The following is a 15,101-nucleotide window of genomic DNA, read 5'->3' on the forward strand; positions in this document are numbered from 1 at the left end:
GGCCGGAGTCCTGTCCGGAATGCAATAAATGGAAGCGCCGTGTCCTGTGAAAAGAATTGATTTTTCATGGGCACGGCTGTTTTTATGCACAAAACATAATTATAAGAAAGAGGATGAACAGATGGAAAACAGAATCAATATGGACTTGGGCTGGAAGTTTTTCAAAGGGGATCTGGCGCCGCATACCAATACGGAAGGCTGGGGAGGAGCCAAAGGAAAGTCCTTTTATTTCGGCGCGGCAGGAAGGAACCTGGAAGATTCGGGCTGGAAAGATGTAGATGTGCCTCACGATTTTGTCATGGAGGGAGATTATACGCAAAAAAACGAGGTTTTTGTGGGATCAGACAGGGTGCCGGATATGGAAACCATTGACAGCAGACATTTTGCAGGCGGTTCCCTGGAAGGCGGAATTGGATGGTACCGGAAAAAATTTGAACTCCCGGCCTCTCAGGAGGGAAAACGTGTTTTTCTGACCTTTGACGGAGTGTTCCGCAACAGTACCGTATATGTGAATGAACATTTTGTGGGAACCCATGAAAGCGGTTATACAGGGTTCACTTATGATGTGACGGAATATATCAACTTTGAAGAATCTAACCTGGTGGCAGTAAGAGTGGATTCCACCGGTCGGGAGGGCTGGTGGTACGAAGGCGGCGGCATTTACCGGCATGTATGGCTGACTGTGAAGGAACCAGTCTATCTGCCGGAAGACGGCATTTATATTACGGCGGAACCGGTTCTTGAGACCTGCTGTGCGAAGGTCCGCATTGAAACTACAGCTGCAAACCGCCGTGATAATGAGATTTTAGTGTGTATACGTTCCGTGATTCTTGATGCTGTGGGACAGGAAATCTGTTCGACATCTACCGAAATGGATATTTGCTTCTGGGATGAAAATACAGTGGAGCAGGAGATGCATTTGACGGATATCAGTCTTTGGGGGCCGGAGAATCCTTATCTGTATACCCTGCGGACCGAGCTTGTTTATGATGGGAAAGCTGTGGATGTAAGGGAGACCTCCTTTGGTATCCGAAGCATAAAGGCGGACGGGGAAAAAGGCCTGCTGCTGAATGGTTCCTTCTTTCAGGTGAAGGGCTTCTGCCAGCATATGGATCATGCGGGAACGGGCATAGCAGTCCCGGATAAGCTGATGGAGTACCGTCTTCATAAGATGAAGGAACTGGGAGCAAATGCGCTGCGCTGTTCCCATAACCCGCCGTCTCCCGAACTGCTTGCCATGTGTGATAGGATGGGGATTCTTGTCATGGATGAAACCAGAAAAACCAGTGTTTCGAAAGAAAGCTTGGAGCAGCTTAGAAATATGGTGAAGCGTGACAGGAACCATCCCTGTATTTATTGCTGGTGTATCGGAAACGAAGAAGTGAACCTTCAGTTTACTCCGGAAGCGGGACGGGTAGCTCATGCAATGCGTATGGAAGTTAAAAAGCTGGATCCTTCCCGTCCGGTTACCATGGCCCTTGTGTACTGGAATCCCAATGGCACAAAGGACAGCAGGGATATCTCCCTGGAAGAGCTGCTTCCCCTGGCCGGAGAATTGGATATTGCAGGCTTTAACTATTATCCCGAGAGATGGGATCCGTATCATGAAACGACCTGCGGACAGCCGATGATGAATACGGAGGCCTTTTCAAACGGCTGGACCCGTTCCTGTTATGAGACAAATACGGAACAGGGGTATTTTTATCCTATGGATCCGGAAAACGGTAATAAAAATATTCGGAAATGGAGCGGGGATTCTGCCTTTAAGGCGGAAAATATGTGGAAAATGTATCATGCCCGTCCTTATCTGTCCGGGTATTTTGTCTGGACGGCCTTTGATTATAAAGGTGAACCGACGCCTATGCCGTATCCGGCGGTTTCCACCCAATACGGCGTGATGGACTACTGCGGCTTTAAAAAAGATATCGCCTATTATTATCAGAGTTGGTGGTCCGGGCAACCGGTTCTTCATGTATTCCCCCATTGGAATCTGGCAGGGCAGGAAGGACGTCCGGTTACCGTATACTGTTACAGTAATTATGAGGAAGTGGAACTGTCGGTCAATGGCAAAAGCTATGGAAGGAAGCGGATGGAACGGGATTGGTTCCTGAAATGGGAAAATATTATTTATGAACCGGGAGTTTTGTGTGCGGTTGGCTATCAGGGCGGAAGAGAAGCAACGCGGGAAGAAGTACGGACGACAGGGCCTGCGGAAAGAATAGAAATGACAGCTTATGAAAACTGTATTTGTGCGGATGGACAGGATATTGCCATTATCAATGTCCGTATTCTGGATAAATATGGCCGGGTAGTCCCCACAGCGGATCCGCAACTTACATTCACGGTGGAAGGCGCGGGAACCTTCCTGGGAGCAGGTAACGGGAATCCGGGAAGCCACGAGCCGGATAAGCTGCCGGTAAGACGTGCTTTTCATGGACTCTGCCAGCTTCTGGTGAAATCCAACCCTGCCCCTGGGAAAATAAAAATCACCGCAAAAGCGGAAGGTCTGTACAGTTCAGTATGTATGATTGAAAGCAGGGCGGAAAGCAAATAAACCGAAATTATTAAAACTATCGGTAATTTCTTTCATATACGGCAAAGCGCTGTGCGTGTAACATAATAGTAGCAGAAAAAACAATTAAAATACGGAGTTGAAAGGAAGGGGGACACTTCATTGAGTAAGTCAGAACCTAAAAGCAGGAAAGATATGTCGGCGTCAAAAAAATGGCTGGGCTATAAGGTTTTTCTTATGGCTTTGCCGGGAATCCTTGTGATACTGCTGTTTTATTATCTGCCGCTGTGGGGCTGGTCCTTTGCGTTTTTCCAGTATAAGCCGGGAAAATCGTTGTTTGACAGTAACTTTGTAGGGTGGCAGAACTTTCAGGAATTGTTTGGAAACAAGGTAATGCGGGCGAATCTGTTCCGCGTGCTGAGAAATACCTTTGCCATTCATCTGCTGGGATATGTATTTTCTCCGTTGCCTATGCTGTTTGCGGTATTGCTCAGCGAGATGAAATCGAACAAATTTAAGAAGGTGGTGCAGACCGTAACCACTTTGCCGAACTTTATAGGCTGGGTAATCATGCTTTCCCTGGCTATGGGGATTTTTGGATACAACGGCGTGCTGAATAATGCGCTTATCGGGATGGGCTGGATTTCGGAGCCGGTCAACATCCTGAACTCCGATAAGCATGTATGGCTGACCCAGGTGCTTCTGCAGCAATGGAAAGGCCTTGGATGGAGTGCGATTATTTACTTTGCGGCGATTTCCGGTATCGATCAGGAACTGTATGAAGCCGCGCAGGTGGATGGCGCAGGCCGCTGGCAGAAGATAAGGTATATTACGATTCCTCAGCTGATCCCCACGTTTTTCGTGCTGTTGATTATGAGCATCGGAAATTTCCTGAACAATGGTGTGGATCAGTTCCTTGCATTCGGCAATTCACTGAATAAGGAATACATAGAGGTACTGGATCTGTATGTGTACAATCTGGGTATTGGAAACGGCCAGATTTCCTACAGTGTTGCGGTAGGAGTCATGAAATCCATTGTAGCGCTGGTACTGTTCTCCATGGCTAACTATACGTCGAAAAAAGTACGTGGAACAAGTGTTTTCTAGCAGGGTGAATTTGTCGCTTAAGGAGGTAAAAATATGGCAAAAACAAAAGTATTACCAAAGGCTAAGAAACCGATGTCCATGGAAGATATCGGCTATAATATAATTTTCGGGATTCTGTTCACCTTACTGGCGCTTCTGTGTGCCTATCCCTTTTATTATCTGCTAATCTGCACGATCAGCAATAACCAGATGGTGGAAGTGGGAGCCATAACCTGGCGTCCGGTGGGAATTCACTTCGGCAACTACAAAGAAATTCTAAAGGTGGAAAACCTTGGAAATTCAGTTTTGATCACGCTGGCCAGGACCGTCCTTGGAACCGGTGTCAGTGTGTTTGCCACAGCATATACCGCATATTTTTTCACAAAGCAGGAAATGTGGGGGAAAAAATTCTGGTACAGGTTCTGTGTGGCAACCATGTATTTTTCGGCAGGCATGATTCCTATTTATTTGAATAACCGGATGCTGCATCTGGTGAATACTTTCTGGATTTATATTATTCCGGGTATGATTTCCGTTTATAATATGGTTCTGCTTAAAACTTCCATGGAAGCTATACCTCCGGATTTGGAGGAATCCGCTTATCTGGACGGCGCAGGATATTTTACCAGGCTCTTCCGGATTGTGCTTCCTCTTCAGAAACCAATCCTGGCCACGGTGGCTTTATTTACAGCGGTAGGCCACTGGAACGACTTTTTTACAACCAAACTGTATATTACCAATCCCAAACTGTATACCATGCAGTTCCTGCTTTATGAACTGCTCAATCAGATCCAGGCGCAGGCGACACAGATTACCAATGACACGCAGCTTTCTGCAACAGCAGCCACGCCTACCAGCATCCGGCTTACGCTGACAGCCTTCGTAATTCTTCCTATTATGCTTGTGTATCCATTTGTGCAGAAATACTTTACCAAAGGAATTATGATGGGAGCGGTGAAAGGTTAAGCGTTTTCAGTAAAGCACAGAAAAGCCAGCGGGCGGCACGCCCGTGGGACAAAGGGATATCGGATCGGAGGTAGGACAATGATATTTGACCAGATGGAATTTCATAATGTGGAAGCAATGGTATGGGAAGAAGACGGTTATAAGATGTCTCGTCTGCCGAGGGATGTGGCAAAACAGCTGGATCAAGGGATTCGTGATAACACATCCTTCCTTTCAACCGGGGTTGAGGTGAGATTCCGTCTGACCGGGGAAGAAGTTAAGCTCCATCTCCGGGCGGATCCGGATGAGGAAGCACAGACGGTGCTGATATACTATGGTTCATTCCAGGGAGGATGGCAGTATTCTGCCAAAGCACTTAGGGAGACGGAAACAGTTATTTCAGTAAAATATCCCGAAGAGCTTGAAAAACTGGAAGCAATTGCAAGGCAGGCAAGGCTTCCTTTTTCACCCCGGATGGTAAGGGTTCTGCTTCCTTATGGCACCTGTAGATATTTGGGCAGGGAAGGGAATACGGAACCGCCCTGTAAATCGGATGCGCCTGAGAAATGTTATCTGGCCTATGGCTCCTCGATTACGCATGGCGGAATGGCATTGATGACACCCTGGACCTATCCGTTTCAGGTGGCCCATAAATTTGGAGTGGATTATATGAATCAGGGCTATGCAGGCTCGGCTTTTATGGAAAAACCAATGGCAGAATATATTGTTTCAAGAAAAGACTGGACATTTGCGTCTGTGGAGATGGGGATTAACATGCTCAAAAAGCCTTTGAGTGACGCGGCCTATGAAAAAAGAATTGAGGAGTTTATGGGAATTCTCGCAGCAGACGGCAGGCCTGTTTTTGTAACGGATATTTTTACGCATAATGGGGATATGCAGGAGAGGACGGAACTATTCAGGGAGATTGTGCGTAAACATGCGGAAGGGACAAAGCTGATATATACGCCGGGAAAACAGCTGTTAAGTAATCCGGAATATATATCTGCGGATATGACACATCCTACAGGGGAGGGGCTTTCGCAGATTGCCGAAAGGTGGTCGGAGATTATGCGGCAAATTCCATACTTGGCTGCCAACCCGTAGGGTGGTATCCTATAATCAGCACTGATTCACCGTTTGCCGGACATGAGGCCAGGGGGTCCGCAATGGAAGAAGGAGAAGCACAATTATGGGACAATCCGACAAAAAACAGGAAGACTTCTGGTTTACCCTGCTGCGCAGGGAGGATGAACGCGCGCTGTGGCATCCGGAGCTGGAGTTGCTCTTTGTATTAAAGGGGGCCGGGCGGGTGTGCCTTGCCCAGAACGGGCCGGTATACCGTATCAATGAAGGGGATATTTTTGCCGTCAACAGCTTCCAGATGCTGGAACTTGAGCTGGATGGGGATGCGTGTGCGCTGTCGCTGTCGATTTCCCTGCATTATCTGGCCTCTGTCAGCCCGGAGCTTCTGAATCATAGGGTAAACTGCCGCTCCTTCCTGTATCCGAAGGACAGGCAGGGGAGCTATGATGTACTCCGGAACAATCTGGCCCGGGCCTTTCAGGCGCAGTATAAATATGAGATGAGGCAGTCCCTGTATATAAAGAACCGGATTGCGGCGCTGCTTGAGAATCTGGTCCGGCATTTCCTAGAGGAAAAGGAAGAGCTGCCGGAGGGCAGCGGCTGGGAACGGCTGGAGCAGGCCATTGATTATATCCATAATAATTACAGGGAGCCGATTACCCTGGAGGATCTGGCGGAGCATACCTTCCTGAGCCGTACATACATATCACACAGCTTCCGCAGATATCTGGGCGTGTCCTTTATGGAGTATCTGACGAGGGTGCGTGTCTGCCATGCCGTCTGGATGATGCACGGCAGGGAAACGCTGACGGAGATCGCCTATAACAGCGGATTTCCCAATGTGAACGCCATGATCAAGGCGTTTAAGCAGTACCGGGGTATGACGCCGGGAGAATACCGGAAACAGGCCGCGGCGCAGCAGGAAACCCCGCAGACGGCGGCAGCGGAGCCGGATGAAATGAACCATGTTTTTTCCTCTCTGATGCGTTATGCCGGCAGCGATCCGGAGGTAAAGCAGTACAAGGAAAAAGTGCGGGAGCTGGTGATAGATCTGGAGGGCAGAAAACCGCGCATCACTCAGCACTGGAAGCGGATTATGAATGCAGGCTATGCGAGGGAGCTGCTGGACGGAGCGAGGCAGCAGGAAATAATGCTTCTGCAGCAGCAGATCGGATTCGAATATATCCGCATAAAGGGGATTCTTGATGATGATATGTGCCTGCTCCGGACGGATATGATTGGCAACCGGGTAAAAAATTTCACCTATGTGGATGAAGCCATTGATTTTATTGTGTCAGCAGGGGCGAAGCCCATGGTGGAGTTAAGCAATATGCCCAGGCTCCTGGCGCGCAGTACCTCCATTCCCTCCATGCGGGCGGGGGTGGTTTCCTATCCGGAGTCCCTGGAGGCGTGGAAAGATCTGATCCGAAGCCTGCTGGAGCACCTGGTGGAGCGTCACGGCAGAGATCGGGTGCGGCAGTGGCTGTTTGCCCCGTGGCTGATTCCGGAATATATGAATTTCGGTGTATGTACGGAAGCGGAATATGAGGAGATTTACACCTGTACCTATGAGACGATAAAATCCGTATGCGGCAATTTCCTTGTATGCGGCCCGGGAACAACGGACTGCCGGAAATATCTGCCTCAGTTTCTTGCCATGTGCCGCCGGAGAGGCTGCATGCCGGATATCATCAGCTTCCGCTCCTTTGCCGGGGTGAATCCGGAGGAGGAAGAGGGCGGCCTGAATCTGATAGTGGGGAATGAAAGCTTTCCCATGGCCGTCAGCAGGGATGAGGATATCCTTTTCCATCTGACGGAGGAAGCCCGCGGGATTTTAAAACAGGCGGGGGCAGGGGCGCTGCCGCTGGTGGTGGAGGAATGGAGCAGCACGATCTGGCAGAGGGATCTGTGCAACGACACCTGCTATAAATCAGCATATCTTTTTAAAAATGTCCTGGAAAACAATGCCCATTTAAGCGGGATGGGGTATTTTGCCCTGAACGACAGGCTGGATGAAATCCCACCGGTGCCCCAGATGTTCTGCGGCGGCTTCGGGCTGTTCACCAAAAACAGCGTGAAAAAGAGCGCTTACCGGGCGATGGAGCTTCTGGCGCAGATGGGGGACCGGCTGGTGGAAAAGGGAAACGGATACTTTATTTCACAGCGGGATGAGGAGATACAGATTTTCCTGTATAATTATTGTCATTATGATTTGCTTTACCGCTACCGCCACACGGTAAATATGACGCAGACCAACCGGTATCAGGTATTTCAGCCGAAGGAGGCGGAGGCTTTTTTCATCCAGATGTCCCATCTGGCGCCGGGAAAATACCGGATAAAACGGTATGGCATTACAAGGCAGGGAGGCAGCAGCTATGACGCCTGGGTGCGTATGGGAGCGCCGGATACGCTGAACCAGGAGGAGTCCGCGTTCCTGGAGGCGGGCTCGTATCCTGAGTATCGGACAGAATGCGAAGAGGTACGGGAGGAGGAGCCTGTTCTGAATATCAGAGCCAGTGTGAAGCCTCTTGAGGTCATGCTTATTAAAATTCGGAAGGAATAAGGCTTGCCGCCTTCATGCAGCCACACGGCCTGTGCATAAAATGCACAGGCCTGTTTGAATTAATGCCGGAAATCATCAATTTTTGCTGTTTTTATCATGAAATCTTGCGTTAGCAGGAAAAGTGAAAAAACTGCCATCCAAAATCCGGCAAGGAAGGGAGAAAAGGTAAGGAGAAATGCGATATCCTGTGGCGGTTCTTTTTTGTATAGTTGATATAACAAAAAGAACCAAAGGAGGAGCAGTTTTATGGTTGGAAAAGCAGCGGAGGCAAAGCTTTCCGGGCAGACGGAAAAAATAGGGGTATTTGAAAAGGTGGCTTACGGCGGAGGGGATCTGGCAAGCAACCTGATTTTGGTCCTGACCTCGACCTTTGTAACCTTTTTTTACACGGATGCGCTGGGGCTGAATGCGGCGATTATTGGAAGCATTATGATGTTTTCGAGGCTGGCGGACGGGTTCACGGATATTTTCATGGGCTACGTAATGGATCGGGTAAAGACGAAATACGGCAAGGCGAGGCACTGGATGCTCTGGCTTGCGGTTCCCATCGGCATTGCATGTGTGCTCGTATTCCTGGTGCCGAATACGGGGGATCTGGGAAAATACATATATGTGGCGATTACCTATAATCTGGTTACCACATTCCTGTACACTATGATCAATATCCCTTATGGCGCGCTCACCTCCCTGATGAGCCGTGATCAGGGACAACGTACGGTAATCAATATTTTCCGTATGTTTATGGCACAGTGCGGTTCCCTGCTCATCAATGCATTTACCCTTCCCTTTGTAAATGCCATGGGCGGCAGCAATCAGCAGAAGAGCTGGATTCTTGTTTCCATTATTTATGCAGTGGCAGCGGCGGCGCTTTTCCTCCTCTGCTTTGCAAAGACAAAGGAGCGTGTGCGGGTGTCCTCCGTACAGAAGGAAAACATCAGTTTTGTGAAGGGCTTCAAGCTTCTTCTGAAGAACAATTACTGGCTCATTATTGTGGGTATCTGGGTATGCACGGCACTTGGAATGTCCCTGGGCATGGGCGTGGGCACCTATTATGCCAAGTGGATTCTGGGCAACGAAAACCTGGCGGGCTTTATTACGGCGGTATCCATCGTGCCGGTACTGGTATGCATGCCCGCAGTAGCACCGCTGAGCAAAAAATACGGGAAGCGGGATGTAGCCCTTGTGGGAAGCATTATCAGCCTTGTGGGGCAGGTGCTTATGCTTATGAATCCCACAAGCGGCGGATGGCTGATTGCATGCTCCCTGATTAAGGGCGTGGGAAATGCGGCTCTTACGGGAACCCTGTTTGCCATGGTGGCTGATACCATTGAATATGGACAGTGGAAGACCGGAACCCGTGTGGAAGGCATGCTTTATTCCAGCACAACCTTCGGCGCAAAAATCGGCGCAGGCGTGGGTGGCGCCGTAGCGCTGGCCATTATCGGCGCGGCGGGATATAATGGACTTGCAGCAGTACAGCCGGAAACCGCCATTGCGGCGATTAAGAATCTGTATCTGGCGGCGCCGATTCCGTTCATGCTGGCCATTCCGGTATTCTATTATTTTTATAAGCTGGATAAGCTTTATCCCACAGTAATGGCAGATTTACAGAAACGGGAGACGGAAGGAAAATAACAGTTATTCAGGAGAAAAATCCGCTGCCTGCAAAAGTGGGCAGGTATTTTCTCTGACAAACAAGCAGGAGGTTAACAAGATGGCAAAAAATTTTAATTATGATGAAGTACCGGTGGTGGAAACCACCGGAGGAAGGCTGAAAGGATTTCTCTATGAAGGGGCCTATATTTACAGAGGCGTGCCCTATGCATATGCGGATCGTTTCCAGATGCCAGAGGAAACATCCTGGGAGGGCGTAAAGGACGCCACCTCTTACGGGTTTGTGTGCCCGCTGATGAACCAGGATACGCCCAGCGCGGAGCTTATGGTACCCCACCGTTACTGGCCGCAGGATGAGCACTGCCAGAACCTGAACATCTGGACGAAGTCCCTGGATAAGGAGGCGAAAAAACCGGTGGTGGTATGGCTGCACGGCGGAGGATATTTTGCCGGCTCCTCCATTGAGCAGATCGCCTATGATGGATATAACATGTGCATGGACGGGGATGTGGTGGTGGTTTCCGTCAATCACCGTCTGAATCTGCTGGGATATCTGGATCTGTCCCCCTTCGGGGAAAAGTACAAAAACTCCGGAAATGCAGGCCATGCGGATATGGTGGCGGCATTGCGCTGGATACATAAAAATATCGCCCTGTTCGGCGGGGATCCTGAGAATGTAACAATTTTCGGGCAGTCCGGAGGTGGCATGAAGGTGGCCGACCTGATGCAGATTCCCGACGCGGACGGCCTGTTCCACAAGGGCATGATCATGAGCGGCGTAGGGGATGCGTCCACACTGCCTATCTGCCGCGGCGACGGGCGTGAAATCGTCGGGGCGCTGCTCGCGGAGCTGGGGCTTGGCGAGGGGGATGTGGAAAAGCTGGAAACCGTACCCTACTATGAGCTGGCAAAAGCCTATACGAAGGTCAGTATGCCGATTGCCATGAAGGGCGGCTATGTGGGAGGCTCCCCGCTGTTAAATGATTATTATCTCGGCAGCCCGCTGGAGTGCGGCTTCCGTGAACATGCATATCAGATCCCGCTTTTGATCGGTTCCGTATTCGGGGAGTTTTCGTTCCTGCCGGAAACCTATGATAAAACAAAGCTGTCAGGGGAAGAGGCCAGGGAGATCATTGCAAAGGTTTACGGAGAACATACGGATGAAATGATTGCCGCCTTTGCCAAAGCCTATCCCGGAAAATATGCCACGGATCTGCTGAATGTGGACCGTGTGATGCGTCAGCCCTCCAAACGTCTGGCAAAGCTCCACGCGAAGGGAGGCGCGGGGACCTACCTTTACAACTTTATCCTGGAGTTCCCGATCCAGCATCAGAAAATCGCATGGCACTGTTCGGATATCCCCTTCTTTTTCCACAATACGGATAAGGTGGAGGTATGCGGCATCCAGGGTGTTTCCGATGAACTGGAGGCCCGGATGTTCGGCGCCCTGATGACCTTTGCACGGACCGGCAGGCCGGGACATTCCGGACTTCCCCAGTGGGATGCGGTAACGGAGGAAAAAGAGCCTACCATGATCTTTGACCGCAGCTGTGAGGTGCGCGACCATTATGACGACGCTCTGTATGAGCTGATTGACAGTATTCTTCCTCCCTTTAACCTGATGGAAATGATGAAGAATCAGGATGTCCAGCACTGAGCATGCATGAAGAACAGGGCTGCTGCAAATTGTTTGATTTTGCAGCAGCCCTTTGTATTGCAGTCCCCTGTTTTTATATGGTTTAAAGGTGAGGGATGATATGCCCTTCCCATTCCCTGACAGCCGCAACACCGGTCAGCCAGGCAATCGTAGGAGCAAGATCCAGCAGGCATGCGTGCTCCAGCTTCCTGCCGTGCTGGAAGTACCTGCCGCAGAAAAACATGGGAATTGTCATATCCTCAGGACAGTTATCTCCATGGCTGCGGTCATGGCCGCCATGATCAGCGGTGATGATGATATGGTAGTCATTGCCAGCCGCCTGATAAATCCGCTGGGCACAGGAAAGGGCGTTGCCGAGCTGCCCCAGATATTCGGGAGACATCCAACCATGGTCGTGCCCTCCCTTTTCATCGGTTTCCACCAGATGCAGAAAGAGGAAATCCGGTTGCTTCCGGGAGATAAGGGATAAAAGCATCCCGGTCAGAAGGCTGTCGGAATTATCCTCCTGATAGGCATTGATATAACCGGTATATTTCATGGTTTCCGACTGCCAGATGTGACGGATCGGTTCCCAGTTATGGAAAGCGGCGCATACCTTCCCGGAGGCGGCCAGCTGTTCGGCAATTCCTTTTACCGGCCGTACAGGAGGGGTATAGGTGTTGGTAAGGATACCGTGACGCTCCGGCGGGACCCCGTAAAACATGGAAGTATGGCAGGGCAGAGTAACTGGTGGCAGCACGGAGCCGCCCTGCAGTGTATAAGTGCTTTTTTCCATCAATTCCTGTACAAAAGGATGGCCGCAGCCAACGGCTCCGTCGGGACGCATACCGTCAATGGATATGAGGATTACTTTTTCGTTCATGTTAATCTCCTTTTTTGTACTATAAATAATAAAATAACAGCCAGGACAGACAGGAAAACCCAGGATAAAAACATACCGGAATAGGTGTGGGACTCCAGCCAGAAGCCATAAAAAGAGGAACTGATTCCAGCGCCCAGGTAAGTGGCGAAATCCATCAGCCCCACCACCTTGGATACACAGCCGTATTGCTGGTAGCGCATAGGGTAAATGGTGAGGAATGAGGTATTTATCAGTGAAACCGCTGCAGAGGCGGTGCTCAGGCATATGGCGGAGGTTATCAGGGAAATTCCGGAATAACACAGAGGGACCAGGCTGACCGCCGCTAAAATGAGTGCGAATAAGGATACCCTGTGTTCGTTTCCGCCACAGGCCCGGTAGATAAGCGGGTAAATCAGCCTTCCTGCCAGGGTCAGCAGTGGAACCGCAAATACAAAGAAGGACATAGTGGGCAAATCCACTGAAAAAGTATCCATAAAATAGGAAGCTGCCCACAGAGTGATGTTGTCCTTGAGCACGCCATGGCACATGGCGGAAAGGAGCAGGAGGATCAGCCCAGGTGAAAACAGGGAAGCCAGGGGTTTTTTCTCCTGATCTGCGGCCTGCGCCGGTACACCGGGAAACAGATAAAACACGGCAATAAACGAAAGCAGTGCGGCCGCACCCGGCCAGATAAAAGCATACCGCAGATTGCCGAAATAGATGGCCGCCGTTGCCAGAAATACGCCGAGAATGCTGCCCGTGCCCACGGAGGAAACAAGCAGTGAGGCGATAAAGGATTTGCGCCCGGGAGGATAGTGGCTGGCGACAGTACGCAGTAATGGCCCCCAGAGCATGGATTGGGCAAAGCCGTTGATTCCCCAGAGAAGAGTGATAACCGCCGTACCGGGAAGAAAGCCAATTCCCAGATTAGAAGCCGCAGTCAGGAAAAGACCGGTCATTATCATGATTTTCGGCGGGAAAATATCTCCCAGATACCCATTCAGCAGCTGGCCGGCAGAATAAAAAAGGAAAAAGATACCTCCCATAGTTCCAATTTGTGCGGCATTCATGAGCTTTTCCGACTGCATGACAGGTGATGCTACTGTCAGGTTCAGGCGTGCAATATAGATAGAAGCATAGGCGAAATAGGCAACGAGGAAAAGCAGCCGGCCGGAGGCTTTTTTCATAGCTCATCCTTCTTTCTGATCCGTTCCAGAATCTCATTCCGGGTTCTTAAGTGTGCCGCCGCCTCTTCGCCCTGGCGCAGGGTCAGTATTACTGCGATGGCATCCAGGATACAGATATGGGCGAGCCTGGCGGAGACTGCCTCCACGGGATAATTGATGTCATCAGGGTAGGCGGTGAGAGAATAATCTGCGGTTTGGGCCAGAGGGCTTGTACGGTAGCTGGTAATGGCGGCGGTAACGGTTCCCTGCCCCTTTGCCAGCTGCAGCGCCTGCAGGGTGGCCTGTGTCCGGCCGCTGTGGCTGATGGCGATTGCCAGCTCTCCTTTTTTCATATTCATAGCGGCGACAGGCATGAAGAGAATATCCTTATAGCTGGATGCGGAAAGCCCCAGCTGGAGGAAGCGGTATCCGGTATCCTCAGCGATGGGGGAAGAGGTGCCCACGCCAAAAATACAGATACGTTCCGCCTGTAAAATCTCATTTACCAGGGCCTCAACAATGGAAAAATCCAGCATGGAGAGCGTATTCTGCAGAGTACGCACGCTGGAGTCAAAAACCTTGCGCGCTGCGTCTGCGGAGGTATCGCTGTTGGTAAGAAGAGGCATGACAGGCGCAGGCCTGCTGGCAAGCTCCATGGCCAGGGTGATGCGGAACTGGGAAAACCCGGTATAACCTATGGTTTTACAGAACCGGATGACTGCTGAACCGGCCGCAGCAGAGGCCGCAGCCAGATCGGCCACGCTCATTTCCACCACGGAGCTGCTGTTCGCGAGTATGTAATCGGCAATCTGCCGTTCGGTTTTGGTAAGTGTATTGTATTGGTTCCTGATAGCGGCGAGGCAGGCTTCATTTTCCATAAGTACCCTCCTTAACTGTAGAATAAAATTCCCAAAATATATTTATTAAATGTAATTATATTCTAAAATAAAAGTTTGTCAAGGAAAAGAAATTCTATTATCGACAGGGAAAATAGTTTTATCATCGGAAGAAAAGAGGTAACTGTCCAAACGACTGACACTGTAAAAGAACGGGAAAGACGACCACGGGAATAAAATAATTTTTTCTGCCAAAGCGCCTCAAAGCAATGAATAAAGCTCAGGTTGACAGGCAACACTCCTCAATAGGATACGGAAAGGGATTTTCAGATGAAGTATTTTATTTGGAGGAGACAGCAATGAGCATTCAAAAAGGTGATATATATTACGCAGACTTACGTCCGGTGATCGGCTCAGAACAGGGAGGCATCCGTCCGGTTCTTGTCATTCAGAATGATATGGGCAACCGCTACAGCCCCACCGTCATCGTGGCCGCGATAACAAGCCAGACCGGAAAGCATAAGCTTCCCACGCATATACCGCTTGAGGATTCCAAATTCGGTTTAAGAAAGGATTCCATCATTCTTCTGGAGCAGGTGCGTACCATTGACCGCTCAAGGCTTAAGGAATACATAGGCAGAGTGGACAATCTTTTGTTGGGACAGGTGGACCGGGCGCTTGCGGTAAGCTTTGGGATGTGTATGTAGGGTAAAGGTTATTTGGGAATGCGGTAGATAGTCAAAAACTATTTATCGCATTCTTTATTTTTTGTAATACCTGCTTCGTAACTGTTTTGTG

The 15,101-nt window shown here is 50.0% G+C and carries 11 protein-coding genes; 8 read left to right on the top strand and 3 right to left on the bottom strand.

Annotated features, from left to right (window positions below):
• The first annotated feature begins 121 nt into the window (after window positions 1–121).
• The 7 genes from DXC51_RS01855 to DXC51_RS01885 all read left to right on the top strand — a co-directional run bounded on the left by DXC51_RS01855 (window position 122) and on the right by DXC51_RS01885 (window position 11,460).
• Window positions 122–2,554: a glycoside hydrolase family 2 gene (locus DXC51_RS01855; protein WP_044914512.1), complete on the top strand. Its 2,433-nt coding sequence runs from the start codon at window positions 122–124 to the stop codon at window positions 2,552–2,554.
• Window positions 2,555–2,674: 120 nt separating this feature from the next.
• A complete protein-coding gene (locus DXC51_RS01860; protein ID WP_243003102.1) occupies window positions 2,675–3,619 on the top strand; it encodes an ABC transporter permease in 945 nt (314 codons plus the stop codon).
• A 33-nt stretch (window positions 3,620–3,652) separates the two neighbouring features.
• The gene (locus DXC51_RS01865; RefSeq protein ID WP_025488225.1) at window positions 3,653–4,564 is read left to right on the top strand and encodes a carbohydrate ABC transporter permease; all 912 of its coding nucleotides are present in this window, start codon (window positions 3,653–3,655) and stop codon (window positions 4,562–4,564) included.
• Window positions 4,565–4,642: 78 nt separating this feature from the next.
• Complete coding sequence (locus DXC51_RS01870) at window positions 4,643–5,647, top strand: SGNH/GDSL hydrolase family protein (RefSeq protein WP_025488226.1); 1,005 nt, start codon at window positions 4,643–4,645, stop codon at window positions 5,645–5,647.
• 85 nt (window positions 5,648–5,732) lie between these two features.
• Window positions 5,733–8,189: a GH39 family glycosyl hydrolase gene (locus DXC51_RS01875; RefSeq protein WP_025488227.1), complete on the top strand. Its 2,457-nt coding sequence runs from the start codon at window positions 5,733–5,735 to the stop codon at window positions 8,187–8,189.
• Between the two features lie 246 nt (window positions 8,190–8,435).
• Window positions 8,436–9,824, top strand: a complete 1,389-nt coding sequence (locus DXC51_RS01880) for an MFS transporter (RefSeq protein WP_025488228.1) — start codon at window positions 8,436–8,438, stop codon at window positions 9,822–9,824.
• A 79-nt stretch (window positions 9,825–9,903) separates the two neighbouring features.
• Complete coding sequence (locus tag DXC51_RS01885; protein WP_025488229.1) at window positions 9,904–11,460, top strand: carboxylesterase/lipase family protein; 1,557 nt, start codon at window positions 9,904–9,906, stop codon at window positions 11,458–11,460.
• A gap of 82 nt (window positions 11,461–11,542) precedes the next feature.
• Here the strand turns inward: DXC51_RS01885 and DXC51_RS01890 are convergent, their stop codons facing one another.
• The 3 genes from DXC51_RS01890 to DXC51_RS01900 are packed head-to-tail and all read right to left on the bottom strand — an operon-like array spanning window position 11,543 to window position 14,345.
• Window positions 11,543–12,322 (bottom strand): alkaline phosphatase family protein, encoded by a 780-nt coding sequence (locus DXC51_RS01890; RefSeq protein WP_021636185.1) that lies wholly within the window; start codon window positions 12,320–12,322, stop codon window positions 11,543–11,545.
• Window positions 12,319–13,488 (bottom strand): MFS transporter, encoded by a 1,170-nt coding sequence (locus DXC51_RS01895; protein ID WP_025488230.1) that lies wholly within the window; start codon window positions 13,486–13,488, stop codon window positions 12,319–12,321. The genes DXC51_RS01890 and DXC51_RS01895 overlap by 4 nt, the downstream gene beginning before the upstream one ends.
• Window positions 13,485–14,345, bottom strand: coding sequence for a MurR/RpiR family transcriptional regulator (locus tag DXC51_RS01900; RefSeq protein WP_025488231.1), 861 nt, complete (start codon window positions 14,343–14,345; stop codon window positions 13,485–13,487). The genes DXC51_RS01895 and DXC51_RS01900 overlap by 4 nt, the downstream gene beginning before the upstream one ends.
• Before the next feature lie 317 nt (window positions 14,346–14,662).
• Here DXC51_RS01900 and DXC51_RS01905 point away from each other — a divergent pair, with 317 nt between their 5' ends.
• A complete protein-coding gene (locus tag DXC51_RS01905) occupies window positions 14,663–15,010 on the top strand; it encodes a type II toxin-antitoxin system PemK/MazF family toxin (RefSeq protein ID WP_025488232.1) in 348 nt (115 codons plus the stop codon).
• Window positions 15,011–15,101 lie beyond the last annotated feature (91 nt).

The sequence above is a fragment of the Eisenbergiella massiliensis genome (genome assembly GCF_003435485.1).

Excerpts from the sequence above, each read along its gene's own strand:
- DXC51_RS01900 (WP_025488231.1), bottom strand. The coding sequence starts at position 14,345 with ATGGAAAATGAAGCCTGCCTCGCCGCTATCAGGAACCAATACAATACA.
- DXC51_RS01870 (WP_025488226.1), top strand. The coding sequence starts at position 4,643 with ATGATATTTGACCAGATGGAATTTCATAATGTGGAAGCAATGGTATGG.
- DXC51_RS01895 (WP_025488230.1), bottom strand. The coding sequence starts at position 13,488 with ATGAAAAAAGCCTCCGGCCGGCTGCTTTTCCTCGTTGCCTATTTCGCC.
- DXC51_RS01865 (WP_025488225.1), top strand. The coding sequence starts at position 3,653 with ATGGCAAAAACAAAAGTATTACCAAAGGCTAAGAAACCGATGTCCATG.
- DXC51_RS01890 (WP_021636185.1), bottom strand. The coding sequence starts at position 12,322 with ATGAACGAAAAAGTAATCCTCATATCCATTGACGGTATGCGTCCCGAC.
- DXC51_RS01885 (WP_025488229.1), top strand. The coding sequence starts at position 9,904 with ATGGCAAAAAATTTTAATTATGATGAAGTACCGGTGGTGGAAACCACC.
- DXC51_RS01855 (WP_044914512.1), top strand. The coding sequence starts at position 122 with ATGGAAAACAGAATCAATATGGACTTGGGCTGGAAGTTTTTCAAAGGG.
- DXC51_RS01880 (WP_025488228.1), top strand. The coding sequence starts at position 8,436 with ATGGTTGGAAAAGCAGCGGAGGCAAAGCTTTCCGGGCAGACGGAAAAA.
- DXC51_RS01905 (WP_025488232.1), top strand. The coding sequence starts at position 14,663 with ATGAGCATTCAAAAAGGTGATATATATTACGCAGACTTACGTCCGGTG.
- DXC51_RS01875 (WP_025488227.1), top strand. The coding sequence starts at position 5,733 with ATGGGACAATCCGACAAAAAACAGGAAGACTTCTGGTTTACCCTGCTG.